The organism is Prochlorococcus marinus str. MIT 9515 (assembly GCF_000015665.1).
Classification (GTDB): Bacteria; Cyanobacteriota; Cyanobacteriia; order PCC-6307; family Cyanobiaceae; genus Prochlorococcus_A; species Prochlorococcus_A marinus_P.
The window spans coordinates 1,424,489-1,440,687 of the sequence record NC_008817.1 but is presented as its reverse complement, the minus strand read 5'-3'; the positions used below and the strand labels follow the sequence as shown (position 1 = coordinate 1,440,687).

Genomic DNA, 16,199 nt, shown 5'->3' with positions numbered 1-16,199 from the left:
TTATAAAATGATCTAGATTTACTATTAAAGTGTGCAAGGTAGGTATTGTTTATTAATATCTATATAGATCATATCTTAAGAAGTTAACTCCTCCGCTCTTCAATCACAATTATTGCTTAATTTAGAGGAATATTTCCCGTTCCCTCTAGATCCCTTCCAAATTGAGGCAATAAAAGCTATTAATAGTGGCAATTCTGTTGTTTTAACTGCACCAACTGGTTCAGGTAAAACATTAATTGGTGAATTTGCTATCTATAGAGCCTTATCTCATGAAAGTAGAGTTTTTTATACAACCCCATTAAAAGCTTTATCAAATCAAAAGTTTAGAGATTTTATTAATCAATTTGGAGAGAAAAAAGTAGGTCTTCTTACAGGAGATATTAGTATTAATAGAGATGCTCCAATCTTAGTAATGACTACTGAGATTTTTAGGAATATGCTCTATGGAGAATTTGAAGAATTTTGTGACCCATTGGTAAATCTAGAATCTGTAATTCTTGATGAATGTCATTATATGAATGATCCGCAAAGGGGGACAGTTTGGGAAGAAACAATAATTCATTGCCCAAGTAGAGCGCAGATAATAGCTTTATCAGCAACTATTTCTAATGCGGATCAACTTCAAAATTGGATAGAAAAAGTTCATGGCCCTACAGTACTTGTCAATAGTGATAAAAGACCAGTTCCATTAGATTTTATGTTCTGTAGTGCAAAGGGCCTTCATCCCCTTTTGAATAATAAGGGTAATGGAATTCATCCAAATTGTAAGATTTGGAGAGCACCAAAAGGTCAAAAAAAGAAAGGTAAAGTAGGCAGAATAATGCAACCAAAGGTTCCTCCAATTGCTTTTGTCGTCTCTAAACTTTCAGAGCGAAATATGTTGCCAGCTATTTATTTTATTTTTAGTAGAAGAGGGTGTGATAAGGCTGTTGAATACATAAAAGATTTATCTTTAGTGAGTTATTCAGAAGCAAATTTGATATCTCAAAGATTAGATGTTTATCTGAAAAATAATGAAGAAGGAGTAAAAGATAAATTTCATTGTGAAGCTCTTAAAAGAGGTATCGCTTCACACCATGCTGGTTTACTCCCAGCATGGAAAGAGTTAGTAGAGGAACTATTTCAGAAAGGATTGATAAAAGTTGTCTTCGCAACTGAAACTTTAGCTGCGGGTATTAATATGCCTGCAAGAACGACAGTAATTTCTTCATTATCAAAAAGGACTGATGAAGGACATAGATTATTATTTAGTAGCGAATTTTTGCAGATGTCCGGAAGAGCTGGAAGAAGGGGAAAGGATTTGCAGGGGTATGTAGTAACCCTACAAACTAGATTTGAGGGTGCAAAAGAAGCAAGTACTTTGGCTATTAGTCAACCGAATCCGCTGGTTAGCCAGTTCACCCCAAGCTATGGGATGGTTCTTAACCTTTTACAAAATTATAGTTTAGATAAATCTCGAGAATTAATAAAAAGAAGTTTTGGTAGCTTTTTATATTTAGGAGAATCCTCTGAAGAGATGGTTATTCTTGATAATTTAGAAAAAGATTTACAAGAACTAAAAAAAATAACAACTAATATTTCATGGCAAGATTTTGATTTATATGAAAAAATGAAAAGTCGTTTAAAAGAAGAAAGAAGATTGTTAAGGATATTAGAAAAACAATCGGCTGAAAAATTATCAGAAGAAATCACAAGTGCACTTACCTATATTAAAGATGGAAGTTTAATTTCTATAAAAGCACCGCAAATAAAAAGGAAAGTTGTTCCAGCTATGATTTGTAAAAAAATATATGAATCAAATAAAATTACAAGTTTGCTCTGTTTAACAATTGATAATTTATTTATCCTGATAAAACCTTCTTATATTGTAAATATTTTTCCTGATTTAGAGGAGATTAAAATTTTGAAACTTGAGGAGCCAAAGATGAATTTTTCAGGAGAAGTTGTTAGAGGAAATGATGAATCACAAACCTTGGCACATAAAATTTTTGAAATTTCTGAAAAATATGATTTAAGAACTCCCCAATATGATCTTACTACTGAAGTTTTAGAACAAAGGAAATTAATTACTAATTTAGATGAAAAAATATCAAACCAGCCTGCTCATAAATTTGGTGACTCTAAAAAATTAAAAAGATATAGAAAAAGGATTATAGAGATTGAGCAAGAAATAATTAGGAGAAATAATCTATTGGAAGATAAAGAAAATCATAATTGGAAAAAATTTACTAATTTAACAAAAATCTTAAATCATTTTGGCTGTTTAAATAATTTAGAACTTACTGAAGTAGGTCAATCAGTTGGAGCGATAAGAAGTGAAAATGAGTTATGGGTTGGACTTGTTTTACTTAGTGGTTATTTGGATGATTTGACTCCTCCTGATTTGGCTGCAATAATTCAAGCAATTTGTGTTGATGTAAGAAGACCAAATGTTTGGTGTAATTTTAAACCTTCCATAAAAGTTATAGAAGTTTTTAATGAGTTAGAAGGCCTAGGGAAATTAGTAGCCTCAAAACAAAAAAATTTTAATATTGATACTCCAATTTTTTTAGAAATAGAGTTGACTGGAATAATTTCAGAATGGGCAAGCGGCAAAAAATGGAAAGAATTAATTTTCAACACTTCTTTAGATGAGGGAGATGTTGTAAGGATCTTAAGAAGGTCTATGGATGTTTTATCACAAATACAATACTGCGTTGGAGTTAGCAATAAACTAAAACAAAAAGCAAAGTTAGCATTAAAAGCGATTAATAGATTTCCTGTCTCTGAATCGAATGACTTGTTAAAAGTCTCTGATAATATAAATCCAGCAACAAAAAGAATTGATAATAATTACTAAGAGTACAAAAATCAGATCATTTGATCAGTATTTATAGCATCCTCAAAATCATTGGCACTTAAATAGCCTAATTTTAGTGTTGCCTCTTTTAAGTTAATTGATTCATTAAAAGCAAGATTCGCAATTTCTGCTGCTTTTTCGTAACCTATTTTGGGTACTAATGCTGTTACAAGCATTAGTGAATTTTCAAGATTCGCTTTTATAGTCTCAGGATTAGGTTGTATACCTTCAATTAACTTTAATCTAAAGTTACTTATTGCATTATTCAGTAATTTTATACTCCTCAGAATATTAAATCCAATTAGTGGCTTATATTCGTTCATTTGTAAAGTACCGCTGGCATTGGCTATTGATACTGCATATTCAAAACCCATTACTTGAGTACATACCATGGATAATGCTTCACATTGGGTAGGATTTACTTTCCCAGGCATGATTGAGCTGCCAGGTTCATTCTGAGGAATTATTAACTCATAAATACCTGATCTAGGGCCTGAGGATAATATTTTTATATCATTAGAAATCTTAAATAATGCACTCGCAAGTATTTTTATTTGACCCATTACGTTTGCTAATCGATCATGAGATGCCATTAAAGAGAAATGATTATTTGATTTATAAAACACTACATTAGTGTCATCTGAAATTGATTTTATAGATTCTTCTGGAAAATCTTTTGGACAATTAATTCCTGTACCAACTGCAGTACCACCTAGTGGCAAAAAACATAATTCATCAAGACTTACTAAGAGAGTATCTTCAGCATCTTTTAGTTGTTTTGACCATGCAGAAACTTCTTGCCCAAGTGAAATTGGAACGGCATCTTGAAAATGGGTTCTTCCTATTTTTATAAGATTTTTCCACTCATTACTTTTTTTATCAAGAACCTTAGTAAGTTCCTTTATTGAAGGAACTAATTTTTTAATTATTTCAGTAACCACTGATATCTGAATAGCAGCAGGAAAAGTATCATTTGTAGATTGAGATTTATTAACATCGTCATTTGGATGAATAGGATTATGAGTTCCAAGTTCTGAATTTGTTTTTAATGCAGCAATATTAGATATGACTTCATTTATATTCATATTTGTTTGAGTACCACTACCTGTTTGCCATATTTTTAAAGGGAACTGAGAATCATGATATCCATCAAGTATTTCAGTGCAAGCTTCAATAATTAGATCTTTTTTTACATCATTAATTAGACCCAATTTAAAATTAGCAATTGCTGCTGCTTTTTTAATTAATGTAATTGAATAGATCAGTTCTAATGGGATTAATTCCTCGCCAATAGAAAAATTTATAATTGATCTTTGCGTTTGAGCTCCCCAAAGAGCCTCAGCGGGAACTTTAATTTTTCCCATACTATCTTTTTCAAATCTAAAGTTTTTGGTCATTAGTTGTAAAAAAAACTGTGGTTAAAATTCAAATAATATTTAGGTGATTTAAATACTTAATTTTTCCCATATTACATTTAAATTATTTAGATGAATGTTGGGGTCGAAGCATTCCTTTAAATCATTCTCAGTTACTAATTTCATTATCTCTTGATCTTTCTCGATATTCTTTTTGAAATTGCCATTCTCATTATTCCAAGCTTGGTGAGCATTTTTCTGTACCAAACTATAAGCCTTTTCCCTAGACAAACCTTTTTCTACAAGTAAAAGTAGAACTTTCTGGCTAAAGATTACCCCCCCGTATATATTTAAATTTTTAAACATATTTTCTGGATAAACTTCTAAATTATTTATTATTTCCTGCATTTCCCTAAGCATAAAATGAAGACATATAGAAACATCTGGTAACATGATGCGCTCATTAGAACTATGGCTAATATCTCTTTCGTGCCAAAGAGGAACATTCTCAAGAGCTGTAACAACATAACTTCTCAAAATTCTAGATAAACCACTAACCCTTTCACTGCGAATTGGGTTTCTTTTATGTGGCATGGCTGAGCTTCCTTTTTGCCCTTTTGAAAATCCTTCTTCAACTTCTAACACATCTGTTCTCTGCAAGTTCCTTATTTCAGTCGCAAATCTGTCAAGTGAAGCACCTACTAAAGCAATTGTCTGAACATATTCAGCATGTCTATCTCTTGATATAACCTGAGTACTTGCAGTATCTGGTTTTAAATCTAGTAAATCGCAAGTTATTTTTTCTATTTCGGGGTTTGTGTTAGCGTAAGTTCCCATGGCTCCACTTATTTGTCCTATGGAAATAGATTCTTTAAGGTTTAATAATCGTTTCTTATCTCTTAATATTTCCGCTAACCATCCCGCCAATTTAAATCCAAAAGAGATAGGCTCTCCGTGAATGGCATGCGATCTTCCAATCATTAATGTATTTTTATGCTTTCTCGCTAATAACCTGACTCCATTTTCTAATTTTTCAATCTCTTCTAATAACAATTTGCAGGAATCTTTTAGCTGTAATGATAGGCCTGTATCAAGGACATCACTGCTAGTCATTCCAACATGAATATATCTTCCGGAATCTCCAACATATTCATTAATATTTGTAAGAAATGCTATTACATCATGTTTAACCTCTTTCTCAATTTCTTTAATTCTTGATTCTTCAAATTTAGCCTTTAAACGAATCTCTTGAAGTGCATCTTCAGGAATTTTCCCAAGAGAATAATTTGCTTCGCATGCTGCAATTTCAACTTTAAGCCAACTCTGGAATTTCGCATGTTCAGTCCAGATTCTCCCCATTTCGGGCAATGTGTAACGTTCAATCACAATTTTTAAACATCTTCAATTTCAACTCTATAACTAAAATCTCATAATTGCTCTATACCTTAAAGATCTACTTGCCATTGAACATATTTGCATAAGAATTGTTGTCTTATGTAACAGCTTTTATATTTGTAAATATCAATTTTTTTTGAAAAGTGTCTAAAGCATTCAATTGGACTATCTTTATAAAAAATAGGTATTGTTTGTTTAAAAAAATTTAAAAAAGCATTATGTTTCAAAAATATTATCTGAAAATAGCCAATAGTTATTTAATAAAATTATTTTTACCATAAATGATTAAAAAAAGTAGATTAGATCTTTATCTTCTTTCCCAAGGTTTATGTGAAACTCGTCAGAAAGCTCAGGGTCTAATTCTTGCTGGAAAGGTTAAAGATATCAATGGTAAGATTTTCGATAAACCAGGTCAACAAGTAATAACAGGAACTGAATTTATTATTGAATCTGAAGCTCAATTTGTATCAAGAGGTGGTGAGAAATTATTGGAGGCTTTTAAAAAACTCAATATCAATGTTAAAGGTAGAGTTTGTATAGATGCAGGAATTTCTACTGGTGGATTTACTGACTGCTTGTTGCAACAAGGTGCGAAAATGGTCTACGGGATAGATGTAGGTTATGGTCAAACGGCTTGGGAAATAAGGAAAAACCCAAAAGTTATTCTTTTTGAAAGATCAAATATAAGAAATTTAAAGCCTTTAGATATATATTCTGAAGAAAGTTTATTGCCAAATTTTGTTGTAGCAGATTTGTCTTTTATATCACTAAATTTAGTTTTCGAACCTATTAATAATTTATTATTTGGAGATTTTATAGAGGGTATCTTCCTTATTAAACCACAATTTGAGGTAGGAAAAGATCGAGTAAGCAAAGGGGGTGTTGTAAGAAAGGCTGAATATCATATTGAGGCTATAGAGTCGGTTCTTAATACTGCAGAAAAATTACAATGGAATATTAAGGGTCTAGTTGCCTCTCCGTTAGTTGGCCCTGCAGGAAATCATGAATATCTTGCTTGGATGTCTAAGACAGGAATATCTAATCCAATAATAAATTTTAAATATATTGAGAATTTGGTAAGAGAGACTCTTTAATTAAAGAGCTTCTTTATCGGTATCTCCAGTTCTAATTCTTACAACAGAATCAATAGGTGATATGAATATTTTCCCATCACCTATTTCGCCGGTTTTTGCAGCTTCGGCAATTGCATCTATTACTGAACTAACTTTTTCATTTTCTACTACAACTTCTACTTTAAGTTTCTGAAGAAATTCAACTGTAAATTCTGAACCTCTGTATCTTTCCACTTGCCCTTTTTGCCTTCCAAATCCTCTCACTTCACTTACTGTCATTCCCACAATTCCAGAATTTACTAGTGCGATTTTTACATCTTCCAATTTAAATGGACGTATGATTGCTTCGATTTTCTTCATGTGCTTCCCTTGAATACTTTAAGTTTAATTCTTTTTCTGAAAAACATCTAGCATTGAAACTTCAGAAAATGATTTGATGTTAAGCCCAGCGCTAGTTGCATCTTTAAAAAGTAACTCTGAATTTTCTTTTGAAATTATTACTTGATTATTTGCTAATGCCTCCCATTGTTCATTCTCAAAATGAGTTTGGAGCCATAACATTCCCATTACACTGGTGGGTTGAAGAGATTTATTTAAATTATTGTCTATATTTACTAAACAGATGTCCATAAATTTTTTAGAAACTAGATATATATAAGCCTTTGTAATTAGCTTGTAACTGTAACTGTTGATACAAATATGAATTTTATATCCTCTGACTTATTGATTTGTAACACTAAGATATGTTTTTGATTTTTTGCGAATTCTTAGCTTTTTATATATTTTTAGTAGAGAAGATTGTTAAAAACAATGAGTACACCTAACTTATACGATTCAACTAATAAGCCTTTATATGGAGAAAGACTGATAGAAGAATCAAAAATAATTTGCTTTGATAATCCAAACAAAAAAAGAATTTATGAAATTTCAATTGAACTTCCTGAATTTACTTGCAAATGCCCATTTTCTGGTTATCCAGATTTTGCAAAATTAAATATTTTTTATCAGCCTAATAGTAAAGTTTATGAGTTGAAATCTTTAAAACTTTATATTAATCACTTTAGAGATCTTAAGATATCACATGAAGAAGTAGTAAACAGAATTATGGATGATCTTTTAAATGCAGCAGCTCCTCATTGGATACATTTAAATGCTGATTTTAATCCTAGAGGAAACGTTTCTATGAAATTAGATATTTACAGTGGGCAGAAAAGAAACTAATTATTCTTTATCTCATCTGATAATTTTTGAAATTCCTTCTTGAAGCCTAAAAGATTTCTATTACTTAAACCACCAACAAATAATTTATTTGAATTTTCATTGAATAAAATCCATATTTGGTTGGTTGGAATAAGACTAAAAATTGTTCCCAAAATTATTAGAGTGAAAGCTAAATATATAAATGGAATTGAAGGATCATTTTTAATTATCAAACCACTACTAGGAATAATTTTTTTTAAAGATAGTTTTGAAGAATTAATTTCGATAGGATCATCATTTAAATAAATAAACATTTCAGAAAAGTCTTTAATATTTGAGACTTTAAGAGGACCATTTTCATTATCAATGGTTAAAAGATAATTTTTTTTATTTTCTCTTCCCAATTCAATTAAAAGTCCCCATATTTGATCTCCTATCTCTGGAATAGGTTTTAGTTTTAGTTGGTAAAGAACACTATCAATCTCCAAAACAATATTTGAAACTGACCAATCAGCTTGATAAATAGTTAAACCTCTGAATCTAATCGGGTGATTTACTTGCGTTGTTTTTATTTCATTTAAATGTTGCTCTTCTGAAAAAAAGTTTAAATATGAAATAAATTGCTTTGGTTTTCCATCACTTTCACGCTCTATTAAAAAGTTGTTTAATTTTATTGTGAACTTAGAATTTTTATTCTCATTTATTAAATCTAAACTTTCTCCTAGTCTCAAATATTGTTCTTTAGATTGGCTACTGAAATTTCCATATGCAGAGCCAATAAGTAAAATAATAAGCCCAATATGGACAATTATAGGTCCAAGTTTTCCCACGAGACCTTTTCTTGCCGATAAGCGATTTTCAAATTTGGAAATGCTCCAACCTTTTTTTCTTAGTAAAGAATCAGCTTTTAAAATATGATTTACGTCTTGGCTTACTTTGTAATTAGTAGTTAATTGAAGTTTGTAGAATCTTTTTTCATTTTTATAGTCAGTCCATTTTAATGCAGCTTTTAAAGAAGGTATTTGTCTCCGAAAGCTGCAAGCCGCAAGAGAAATACAAAGGAGTATTAATGAAAATAAAAACCAATTACTTGTATAAACATGATTTAATTGAAGTTTTATTACTTGATATCCATTAATAAGTCCAAAAATTGGAGTTTCATTGTAGAAATCAATATACTCTTGTGGATCATTGCCTTGAGGTATAAATGTTCCAACACCACTTGTAATAGCAATGAAAATTATTAATGTAATAGCAAATTTTAAACTTGATATTTTTAAAATCAAATTCTTAAAAATAATCATTTAAATCCAATTTGAAATTAAATTTAAAATTCCTACAGAAACTAAAAATACTCCACTTAAAGTAGGAATTATTTGACTATATTTTCTGAGTTCTAGAAACTGCTTTAGATTTTCAGTTGTTGCCCCCGCAAGTATTAAGGGTGTTATTTGACCTAGTCCAAAGAAGAACAAAAAGATTATTGAAATTGTGGGGTTTTTTGCTTGCGATACCCAAGCTAATAGTGTAGCCAGTACTGGAGTAATGCATGGTGAGGAAGCGAGACCAAAAGTTCCACCTATCAGAAAAGGTGTTATTAAAGGAGGCACCTTATCTTCCATAAATCTTAAGTCGGGCCCATTTGGTAATTGGAATTTTAAAATTCCTAATAAATTTAGACCCATAATTATTGCTATGAAAGCAACTAAAGAAGAGTAATAAGAGGGTAATTGACCATATATTTTCCCTAAGAATCCACTTAATGCTCCTAAAGTAACTAGCGAAAAAATAACTCCGCCAGAAAAACTTATAAGTTTAAATTTATTTTTCTTTGTTCCACCAATATACGCAATTGTGATTGGCAGTAAAGATAAAGAACATGGGCCAAGACTGGTTAAAAGGCCTGCTGTAAATACCAAAAATATTGTAAACGGGCCTGGATTATTAAGCCCTTGCTCCATTAGTAAATTACCTTTTTGAGCTAATTCTGAAATAACTAAATTAATAGATGTGATGACAAGAATCTAAATCTCTTAAATTCTAACTAATTAAGAGACTTTCGTGCACTAATAATGCCTATGAAGCCAGTTGACTCTAATGAGCACCTTAACAACATTCCAATTACAAAAAATGAGGATAATAAGGAATTTCCTCCGTAACTTACAAAGGGTAGCGGCAGCCCAGTTGTGGGCATCATTCCTGTCGCTACAGCTATATGCAATATGGATTGACCTATTAGTAAGGTTACACATCCAATAGCGACTAACTTGGTATAGTTATTCCTGCATTTTATTGCAATCCTTAAGCTTACATAAGAGAGAAGAACTAAAAAACCTAATAATAATGTTGATCCTAATAAACCAAATTCTTCTGCAAAAATAGCAAAAATAAAATCTGTGCTTTGAATTGGTAAATATTGTAATTTTTGTGTAGACAGACCAAATCCTTGCCCAAATAATCCTCCTGAACCTATCGCTAATAAACTTTGAATTAATTGATATCCATTGCCCTCTGAATCTTTCCAAGGATCAATAAATGATATTACTCTTAGCTTTTGATATTCATTACTCAAAATACTAATACAACCACTCAAAAATCCTAGAGAAGCTACTGAAAAGAGTGAACTGTATTTAACTCCACCGCATAAACCCATTACCCAAAAAAGAATCCCTGTTAATCCTGCCGTACTAAGATTGGGTTGCTTCATTATTAATAAAATTAGCAATCCAAAAGTACTTAATGAAATAAGTTTTTTATTTTTTTTTATTAAATTCCAATGTGCAAATAAGTTGGCTGCTTCTAAAATCGCAAAAGGTTTGATCAATTCCGAGGGTTGAATTTGTAGAGGACCCATAATTAACCATCTTGAAGAACCGTTTACTGTACTTCCGAAGAAAATTGTTGAAATTATCAAGATAATTAAGAAATAGAAGATAATTTTTGAAGTTTTTAAAAGATCTCTAATATTTGTATTTAAAACAAAATAAAAGATAGTTAATCCCGGAATACACCAAATAATTTGCCTTTTTAAATAATAAGCCCAATCCCCCATTTCTTTGCTAGCCACCCACCAACTTGCAGAACCAAGTATAAATAAACCAAAAATAGACCAAATACATATCAAAATAAGCAGGATTTTCCCTTCATAAGGCCAGATTTCCCACGGTAAAGGTAAGAAATTGTTCCTTAAATAATTAGGTTTTATTCTGGAATCAAAAGTTCTATTTCTTTCAAAAGAATGTGAATATTTTTTAGCGGCTTTACTTATCTCCAAGTTAAAGTTCGTAGATATACTATTGAGACGTCAAATAACTACTTTGCCAAGTCTTTAAGCTAAGTTTTGAAGTGAATGTCAATTAAATTGATTTTGATTAACAAAACTCAAACCCTTTTTTAGTTATTCAAAAACATATAAATCAAATATCACAAATCTTAAGAATTAGGACTTTAAACAAAGAATACCTAGCTAAAAGGCCCCTCTCCATGATAGATTCCGTGAGTTTATATACTTACTTAAATCTGTATAAAGGGGGTTTTCTAAATTATGTTCACATCAGTGGACTCAAATAGAAAAAAAAATATCGAACATCTTCATAGTAAGAATGTTCTCGATACTCCTTCCCATGATGATTCTTTCATTAATAAAATAAAATTAGTTTTTGGAAGTCAATTTCAAAGATTATTTTCAAAAAATGATGAATATACCAAATTACAAATAACAATTTTTGGTATTACTTTTATTGTTGCCATTTTAGTAGCATCTATAACAGGGATTCTAATTGGGTATACTTTTGGTTTTAGTGTTTTTATAGGTGCCATTGCTGGTATTTTTTACTTACGTTTGCTTGCTAAAAGTATAGGCAAAATAGGAAAAGAATCTAGAGGTGTTTCTCAATTACAACTATTGGTTCCAGTTTGTCTCTTTATTTTTGCGAGCAAGCTAGCATCCTTAGATATTTTCCCAGCAATGATAGGCTTTTTTATCTATAAGCCTTCTCTTATATTTTATTTTTCACGTTCTTAAATAAATTTTGCTTATCAAAATTTATTAATTTTTCTTTAAATCAAAATGTTATTAAACTCCTTGTCGACAAATTTTGCAGCATTAGAAGTTGGTCAACATCTATATTGGCAAATTGGAAATATAAGACTTCATGGACAAGTTTTTTTAACTTCTTGGATCCTATTAGGTTCATTATTAGTTTTTATCTCTTTAGGGACGAAAAAAATGGAAAATGATCCTAAAGGATTGCAAAATTTACTTGAATTTTTATGGGACTATATTAGAGATCTTGCAAGAACTCAAATTGGTGAAAAAGTTTATAGAGATTGGATGCCTTTTATCGGAACTCTATTCTTATTTGTGTTTGTTAGTAATTGGGGAGGGGCGCTTATACCTTGGAGATTAATAAAGTTACCAAGTGGAGAATTAGGAGCTCCGACAGCTGATATTAATACAACTATTGCACTGGCCTTGTTAGTATCTTTATCTTATTTCTATGCTGGTTTAAGCAATAAGGGCTGGAGATACTTCGAATATTATGTTCATCCAACACCGATAATGCTACCTTTTAAAATTTTAGAAGACTTTACCAAACCCTTATCATTATCTTTCAGGCTTTTTGGGAATATTCTTGCTGATGAACTTGTAGTTGGTGTTTTGGTTTTCCTGGTTCCCCTAGTTTTACCAATTCCTGTAATGTTTCTTGGGTTGTTTACAAGTGCAATCCAAGCATTAATCTTCGCTACACTTGCTGCTTACTACATAGGAGAAGCGGTAGAGGAACATCATTAGCATCTTTTAAATACATTCAGACTCTTTTACAAAGGGCCTGTAATCTGGCAAAATATTTAATCGCGTAGGTCTGAAAAATTCAGACCCATTCTTAAAAAAGAATGTCCAAGCGTGACAGACAAAAAGATTTATCACAAGCATTAAGCTCTTTATTTCAAAATTATGGATTCCATTACTTCCGCTGCATCTGTTGTAGCTGCAGGATTAGCAGTTGGTTTAGGCGCTATCGGCCCAGGCCTTGGACAAGGTAACGCAGCTCAAGGTGCTGTTGAGGGTATTGCCCGCCAACCTGAAGCTGAAGGTAAAATCAGAGGAACTCTACTTTTATCTTTCGCTTTCATGGAGTCATTAACAATCTATGGATTAGTTGTGGCTTTAGTATTACTTTTTGCGAACCCTTTTTCCTAAAAGTTAATGTTGCTTTTAATTCTTATTAGCAATATTTAAATATAATTTTTTAATTATCAACTGAAACATATGTTGGCCTTTAATTTTTTTGGAGCTACCGAAGGTGGGTTATTTGACATAAATGCCACTTTGCCTCTTATGGCAATACAAGTAGTCGCTCTTACTTACATATTAAATTCTCTCTTTTTTAAACCTGTAGGCAAGGTTGTTGAAAAAAGAGAAAAATTTGTAAGTAATAATATTATGGAGGCCAAAAATAAACTTTCAGAAGTTGAAAAATTAGAAGCTGATTTATTAAGCCAGCTTCAAAGTGCTCGTTCTGAAGCTCAAAAAATTGTGAGTGATGCCGAGAATGAATCTGATAAGCTTTACAAAGAAGCTCTTGAACTTGCTAATAATGAAGCAAATGCTTCTAAAGAAAAAGCAAGGTTAGAAATAGAAAATCAGACATCTTCTGCTCGTGACCAACTTTTTAAGCAAGCTGATGACTTAAGCGAACTTATTGTTAATAGATTAATTCTAGAAAAATGAATTTACCTCTTTTAGCTACAGAAGGTTTTGGATTAAATCTTAATTTATTCGAAACTAACGTTCTTAACTGGGCTGTAGTCGTTTTTGGTCTTTACAAATTTTTACCAAGTTTTCTCGGTAAAATGCTTCAAAAAAGAAGAGAGGGAATACTTCTTGAATTAAAAGATGCAGAAGATCGACTTCTTAAAGCAACACAAGCTTTAGAGAAAGCAAAGACTGACTTATCCTTAGCAGAAGAAAAAGCTAGTCAAATAAAGGCAGATTCTCTTAAGAGATCTGAATCAATCAGGATGGAAAGTGAGAAAAAAGCTATTGAAGAAATGGCACGAATAAAACAAAGTGCCATCTCTGACGAAAGCTCAGAAGCCTCAAGAGCGATTTCTCAACTTCGTAAAGAAGCTGTTGAATTAGCTATTAAGAAAGCTTTAGATTCTCTACCAAATAGACTTGATCAAACAACTCAAGAAAATTTGGTAACTCAATCCATAAACAATATTGAGATGAACTAATGCCACTTTTAAATTCAGTCACTACTCCATATGCAGAAGCATTACTTCAGGTTGTTAATGAAAATGATCAAACTGAAGAAATGGTTAATGAAGTAAAACAACTACTTACTTTAATTAATGATGCCCCTGAGCTAGAGAAAACATTATCTTCTCCAGTTTTAGAGACAGAAACTAAGAGAAAAATTATAATTGAAATTTTTTCAGATAGGATTAATTCTTCTCTTCTTAATTTCTTGAAATTATTGGCTGATAGGCAAAGAATTGGAATTGTAACTTCAATTCTCAATAGATTTTTAGAAATTCACAGAGAAAATAGTAATATTGCATTGGCAACTGTTACTTCCGCCGTTGAGCTTACTGATGACCAAAAAGGTTTAATTACCAAAAAGATCATCAATATAGCGGGCACTGAAAAATTAGAACTTGTAACTAAAATTGATCCATCACTCATTGGTGGTTTCGTCGCGAGTGTAGGATCTAAAGTAATTGATGCTAGTCTTGCCTCTCAAATTAGAAAGCTTGGTTTGTCACTATCCAAGTAAATTCAAAATTCAACCTTAAATTCTTAAATCCATGGTATCTATACGCCCTGATGAAATCAGTTCAATCTTAAAACAGCAGATAACTGATTATGACCAATCTGTAAGTGTTAGCAATGTAGGAACTGTACTGCAAATAGGGGATGGCATTGCAAGAATATATGGCTTAGATCAGGTCATGGCTGGTGAATTATTAGAATTTGAAGATGGGACTGAAGGGATAGCACTAAATCTAGAAGACGATAATGTTGGCGCGGTTTTAATGGGAGAAGCTCTAGGCGTTCAAGAGGGAAGTAATGTTAAGTCAACAGGTAAAATTGCTTCTGTCCCAGTTGGAGAGGCAATGAAAGGGAGAGTTGTTAATCCTTTAGGGCAACCAATAGACGGGAAAGGTGAGATACCAACTAGTGACAATAGACTTATCGAAGAGATGGCTCCTGGAATTATTAAAAGGAGATCAGTTCATGAACCAATGCAAACAGGTATTACATCAATTGACGCAATGATACCTGTGGGGAGAGGTCAAAGAGAATTGATTATTGGAGATAGACAAACCGGAAAAACTGCGATCGCCATAGACACGATAATCAACCAAAAAGGCCAAGATGTAGTTTGTGTATATGTAGCAATTGGTCAGAAATCTGCATCAGTAGCAAATGTAGTAGAAGTTCTAAGAGAAAAAGGTGCTCTTGATTATACAGTTGTAGTGAGTGCAGGTGCTTCTGAAGCTGCTGCTTTACAGTATCTAGCTCCTTATACTGGCGCTGCTATTGCTGAGCATTTCATGTACCAAGGTAAAGCTACTCTTGTTATTTATGATGATTTAACAAAGCAAGCGCAAGCATACAGACAAATGTCTCTTCTTTTGAGAAGACCACCAGGAAGGGAAGCTTATCCTGGAGACGTTTTTTATTGTCATAGCAGATTACTTGAGAGGGCAGCAAAATTATCTGACGATATGGGTGGTGGATCAATGACAGCGCTACCAATTATTGAAACTCAAGCTGGAGATGTCTCTGCATATATTCCAACAAACGTTATTTCAATTACTGATGGACAAATTTTCTTAAGCGCAGATTTGTTTAACTCAGGCTTACGTCCTGCAATAAATGTGGGTATCTCAGTTAGTAGAGTTGGTGGGGCTGCGCAAACAAAAGCAATTAAGAAAATAGCTGGAACACTAAAATTAGAATTAGCTCAATTTGATGAATTAGCAGCATTTTCTCAATTCGCCTCTGATCTTGATGAGGCAACTCAACAACAACTTGAAAGAGGTAAGAGATTAAGAGAATTGCTTAAACAAGCACAATTCTCACCATTAAACCTTGCTGAACAAGTGGCGGTTGTTTATGCAGGTGTTAAGGGTCTTATTGACGAAGTACCTGTTGAAGATGTAACCAAATTTGCTGCTGAACTTAGAGAATATCTCAAGTTAAATAAAGCAGAATTTATTGAAGAGATTCTTAAAGAGAAGAAACTTAACGAAGGCTTAGAAACAACATTAACAGAGGTTATAAAAGAAGTTAAATCCTCAATGCTTGCCACAGTTTGAATT

At 31.9% G+C, this 16,199-nt stretch carries 17 protein-coding genes; 10 read left to right on the top strand and 7 right to left on the bottom strand.

Features of this window, described 5'->3' with window-relative positions; all coding sequences use genetic code 11:
- Positions 1-112: 112 nt before the first annotated feature.
- Positions 113-2,839 (top strand): DEAD/DEAH box helicase, encoded by a 2,727-nt coding sequence (locus P9515_RS07845; protein WP_011820948.1) that lies wholly within the window; start codon positions 113-115, stop codon positions 2,837-2,839.
- Between the two features lie 11 nt (positions 2,840-2,850).
- On the opposite strand, the gene P9515_RS07840 is transcribed toward P9515_RS07845, so the two are convergent.
- Positions 2,851-4,236: a class II fumarate hydratase gene (locus P9515_RS07840; protein WP_011820947.1), complete on the bottom strand. Its 1,386-nt coding sequence runs from the start codon at positions 4,234-4,236 to the stop codon at positions 2,851-2,853.
- A gap of 48 nt (positions 4,237-4,284) precedes the next feature.
- A complete protein-coding gene (purB, locus tag P9515_RS07835) occupies positions 4,285-5,580 on the bottom strand; it encodes an adenylosuccinate lyase (protein WP_011820946.1) in 1,296 nt (431 codons plus the stop codon).
- A gap of 290 nt (positions 5,581-5,870) precedes the next feature.
- Here purB and P9515_RS07830 point away from each other — a divergent pair, with 290 nt between their 5' ends.
- A complete protein-coding gene (locus P9515_RS07830; protein WP_011820944.1) occupies positions 5,871-6,683 on the top strand; it encodes a TlyA family RNA methyltransferase in 813 nt (270 codons plus the stop codon).
- On the opposite strand, the gene P9515_RS07825 is transcribed toward P9515_RS07830, so the two are convergent.
- Together P9515_RS07825 and P9515_RS07820 are read right to left on the bottom strand one after the other, a co-directional pair.
- Complete coding sequence (locus P9515_RS07825; RefSeq protein WP_011820943.1) at positions 6,684-7,022, bottom strand: P-II family nitrogen regulator; 339 nt, start codon at positions 7,020-7,022, stop codon at positions 6,684-6,686.
- A gap of 24 nt (positions 7,023-7,046) precedes the next feature.
- Entirely contained in the window at positions 7,047-7,292 is a 246-nt protein-coding gene (locus P9515_RS07820; protein WP_011820942.1) for a hypothetical protein, read from the bottom strand.
- Positions 7,293-7,472: 180 nt separating this feature from the next.
- On the opposite strand from P9515_RS07820, the gene queF reads away from it, so the two are divergent.
- Positions 7,473-7,883 (top strand): preQ(1) synthase, encoded by a 411-nt coding sequence (gene queF / locus P9515_RS07815; RefSeq protein WP_011820941.1) that lies wholly within the window; start codon positions 7,473-7,475, stop codon positions 7,881-7,883.
- On the opposite strand, the gene P9515_RS07810 is transcribed toward queF, so the two are convergent.
- The 3 genes from P9515_RS07810 to P9515_RS07800 all read right to left on the bottom strand — a co-directional run bounded on the left by P9515_RS07810 (position 7,880) and on the right by P9515_RS07800 (position 11,136).
- Positions 7,880-9,166 carry a cytochrome c biogenesis ResB family protein gene (locus P9515_RS07810; RefSeq protein WP_011820940.1) on the bottom strand — a complete coding sequence of 429 codons (1,287 nt, stop codon included), beginning with the start codon at positions 9,164-9,166 and terminating at the stop codon, positions 7,880-7,882. The genes queF and P9515_RS07810 overlap by 4 nt on opposite strands.
- Positions 9,167-9,823: a cytochrome c biogenesis CcdA family protein gene (locus P9515_RS07805; protein WP_011820939.1), complete on the bottom strand. Its 657-nt coding sequence runs from the start codon at positions 9,821-9,823 to the stop codon at positions 9,167-9,169.
- Between the two features lie 83 nt (positions 9,824-9,906).
- The gene (locus P9515_RS07800; protein WP_011820938.1) at positions 9,907-11,136 is read right to left on the bottom strand and encodes an FtsW/RodA/SpoVE family cell cycle protein; all 1,230 of its coding nucleotides are present in this window, start codon (positions 11,134-11,136) and stop codon (positions 9,907-9,909) included.
- Between the two features lie 270 nt (positions 11,137-11,406).
- Here P9515_RS07800 and P9515_RS07795 point away from each other — a divergent pair, with 270 nt between their 5' ends.
- From P9515_RS07795 to atpA, 7 genes are all read left to right on the top strand, one after another.
- A complete protein-coding gene (locus P9515_RS07795; protein WP_011820937.1) occupies positions 11,407-11,886 on the top strand; it encodes a hypothetical protein in 480 nt (159 codons plus the stop codon).
- A 45-nt stretch (positions 11,887-11,931) separates the two neighbouring features.
- On the top strand, positions 11,932-12,657 hold the full coding sequence (gene atpB / locus P9515_RS07790) for a F0F1 ATP synthase subunit A (protein WP_041710653.1): 726 nt from the start codon (positions 11,932-11,934) through the stop codon (positions 12,655-12,657).
- A 162-nt stretch (positions 12,658-12,819) separates the two neighbouring features.
- The gene (atpE, locus tag P9515_RS07785) at positions 12,820-13,065 is read left to right on the top strand and encodes an ATP synthase F0 subunit C (protein ID WP_002805169.1); all 246 of its coding nucleotides are present in this window, start codon (positions 12,820-12,822) and stop codon (positions 13,063-13,065) included.
- Positions 13,066-13,134: 69 nt separating this feature from the next.
- Positions 13,135-13,596, top strand: coding sequence for a F0F1 ATP synthase subunit B' (locus tag P9515_RS07780; protein ID WP_011820935.1), 462 nt, complete (start codon positions 13,135-13,137; stop codon positions 13,594-13,596).
- Positions 13,593-14,105, top strand: a complete 513-nt coding sequence (locus tag P9515_RS07775; RefSeq protein ID WP_011820934.1) for a F0F1 ATP synthase subunit B — start codon at positions 13,593-13,595, stop codon at positions 14,103-14,105. Before P9515_RS07780 ends, P9515_RS07775 begins: the two co-directional genes overlap by 4 nt.
- A complete protein-coding gene (gene atpH / locus P9515_RS07770) occupies positions 14,105-14,647 on the top strand; it encodes an ATP synthase F1 subunit delta (protein ID WP_011820933.1) in 543 nt (180 codons plus the stop codon). The genes P9515_RS07775 and atpH overlap by 1 nt, the downstream gene beginning before the upstream one ends.
- 31 nt (positions 14,648-14,678) lie before the next feature.
- Positions 14,679-16,196: a F0F1 ATP synthase subunit alpha gene (atpA, locus tag P9515_RS07765; protein WP_011820932.1), complete on the top strand. Its 1,518-nt coding sequence runs from the start codon at positions 14,679-14,681 to the stop codon at positions 16,194-16,196.
- The last annotated feature ends 3 nt before the right edge of the window (positions 16,197-16,199 follow it).

Coding starts and splice junctions, on each gene's coding strand:
- P9515_RS07795 (WP_011820937.1), top strand. CDS start 11,407: ATGTTCACATCAGTGGACTCAAATAGAAAAAAAAATATCGAACATCTT.
- P9515_RS07830 (WP_011820944.1), top strand. CDS start 5,871: ATGATTAAAAAAAGTAGATTAGATCTTTATCTTCTTTCCCAAGGTTTA.
- P9515_RS07820 (WP_011820942.1), bottom strand. CDS start 7,292: ATGGACATCTGTTTAGTAAATATAGACAATAATTTAAATAAATCTCTT.
- queF (WP_011820941.1), top strand. CDS start 7,473: ATGAGTACACCTAACTTATACGATTCAACTAATAAGCCTTTATATGGA.
- P9515_RS07775 (WP_011820934.1), top strand. CDS start 13,593: ATGAATTTACCTCTTTTAGCTACAGAAGGTTTTGGATTAAATCTTAAT.
- P9515_RS07810 (WP_011820940.1), bottom strand. CDS start 9,166: ATGATTATTTTTAAGAATTTGATTTTAAAAATATCAAGTTTAAAATTT.
- P9515_RS07805 (WP_011820939.1), bottom strand. CDS start 9,823: ATGGAGCAAGGGCTTAATAATCCAGGCCCGTTTACAATATTTTTGGTA.
- atpE (WP_002805169.1), top strand. CDS start 12,820: ATGGATTCCATTACTTCCGCTGCATCTGTTGTAGCTGCAGGATTAGCA.
- atpA (WP_011820932.1), top strand. CDS start 14,679: ATGGTATCTATACGCCCTGATGAAATCAGTTCAATCTTAAAACAGCAG.
- P9515_RS07825 (WP_011820943.1), bottom strand. CDS start 7,022: ATGAAGAAAATCGAAGCAATCATACGTCCATTTAAATTGGAAGATGTA.
- atpH (WP_011820933.1), top strand. CDS start 14,105: ATGCCACTTTTAAATTCAGTCACTACTCCATATGCAGAAGCATTACTT.
- atpB (WP_041710653.1), top strand. CDS start 11,932: ATGTTATTAAACTCCTTGTCGACAAATTTTGCAGCATTAGAAGTTGGT.
- P9515_RS07780 (WP_011820935.1), top strand. CDS start 13,135: ATGTTGGCCTTTAATTTTTTTGGAGCTACCGAAGGTGGGTTATTTGAC.
- P9515_RS07840 (WP_011820947.1), bottom strand. CDS start 4,236: ATGACCAAAAACTTTAGATTTGAAAAAGATAGTATGGGAAAAATTAAA.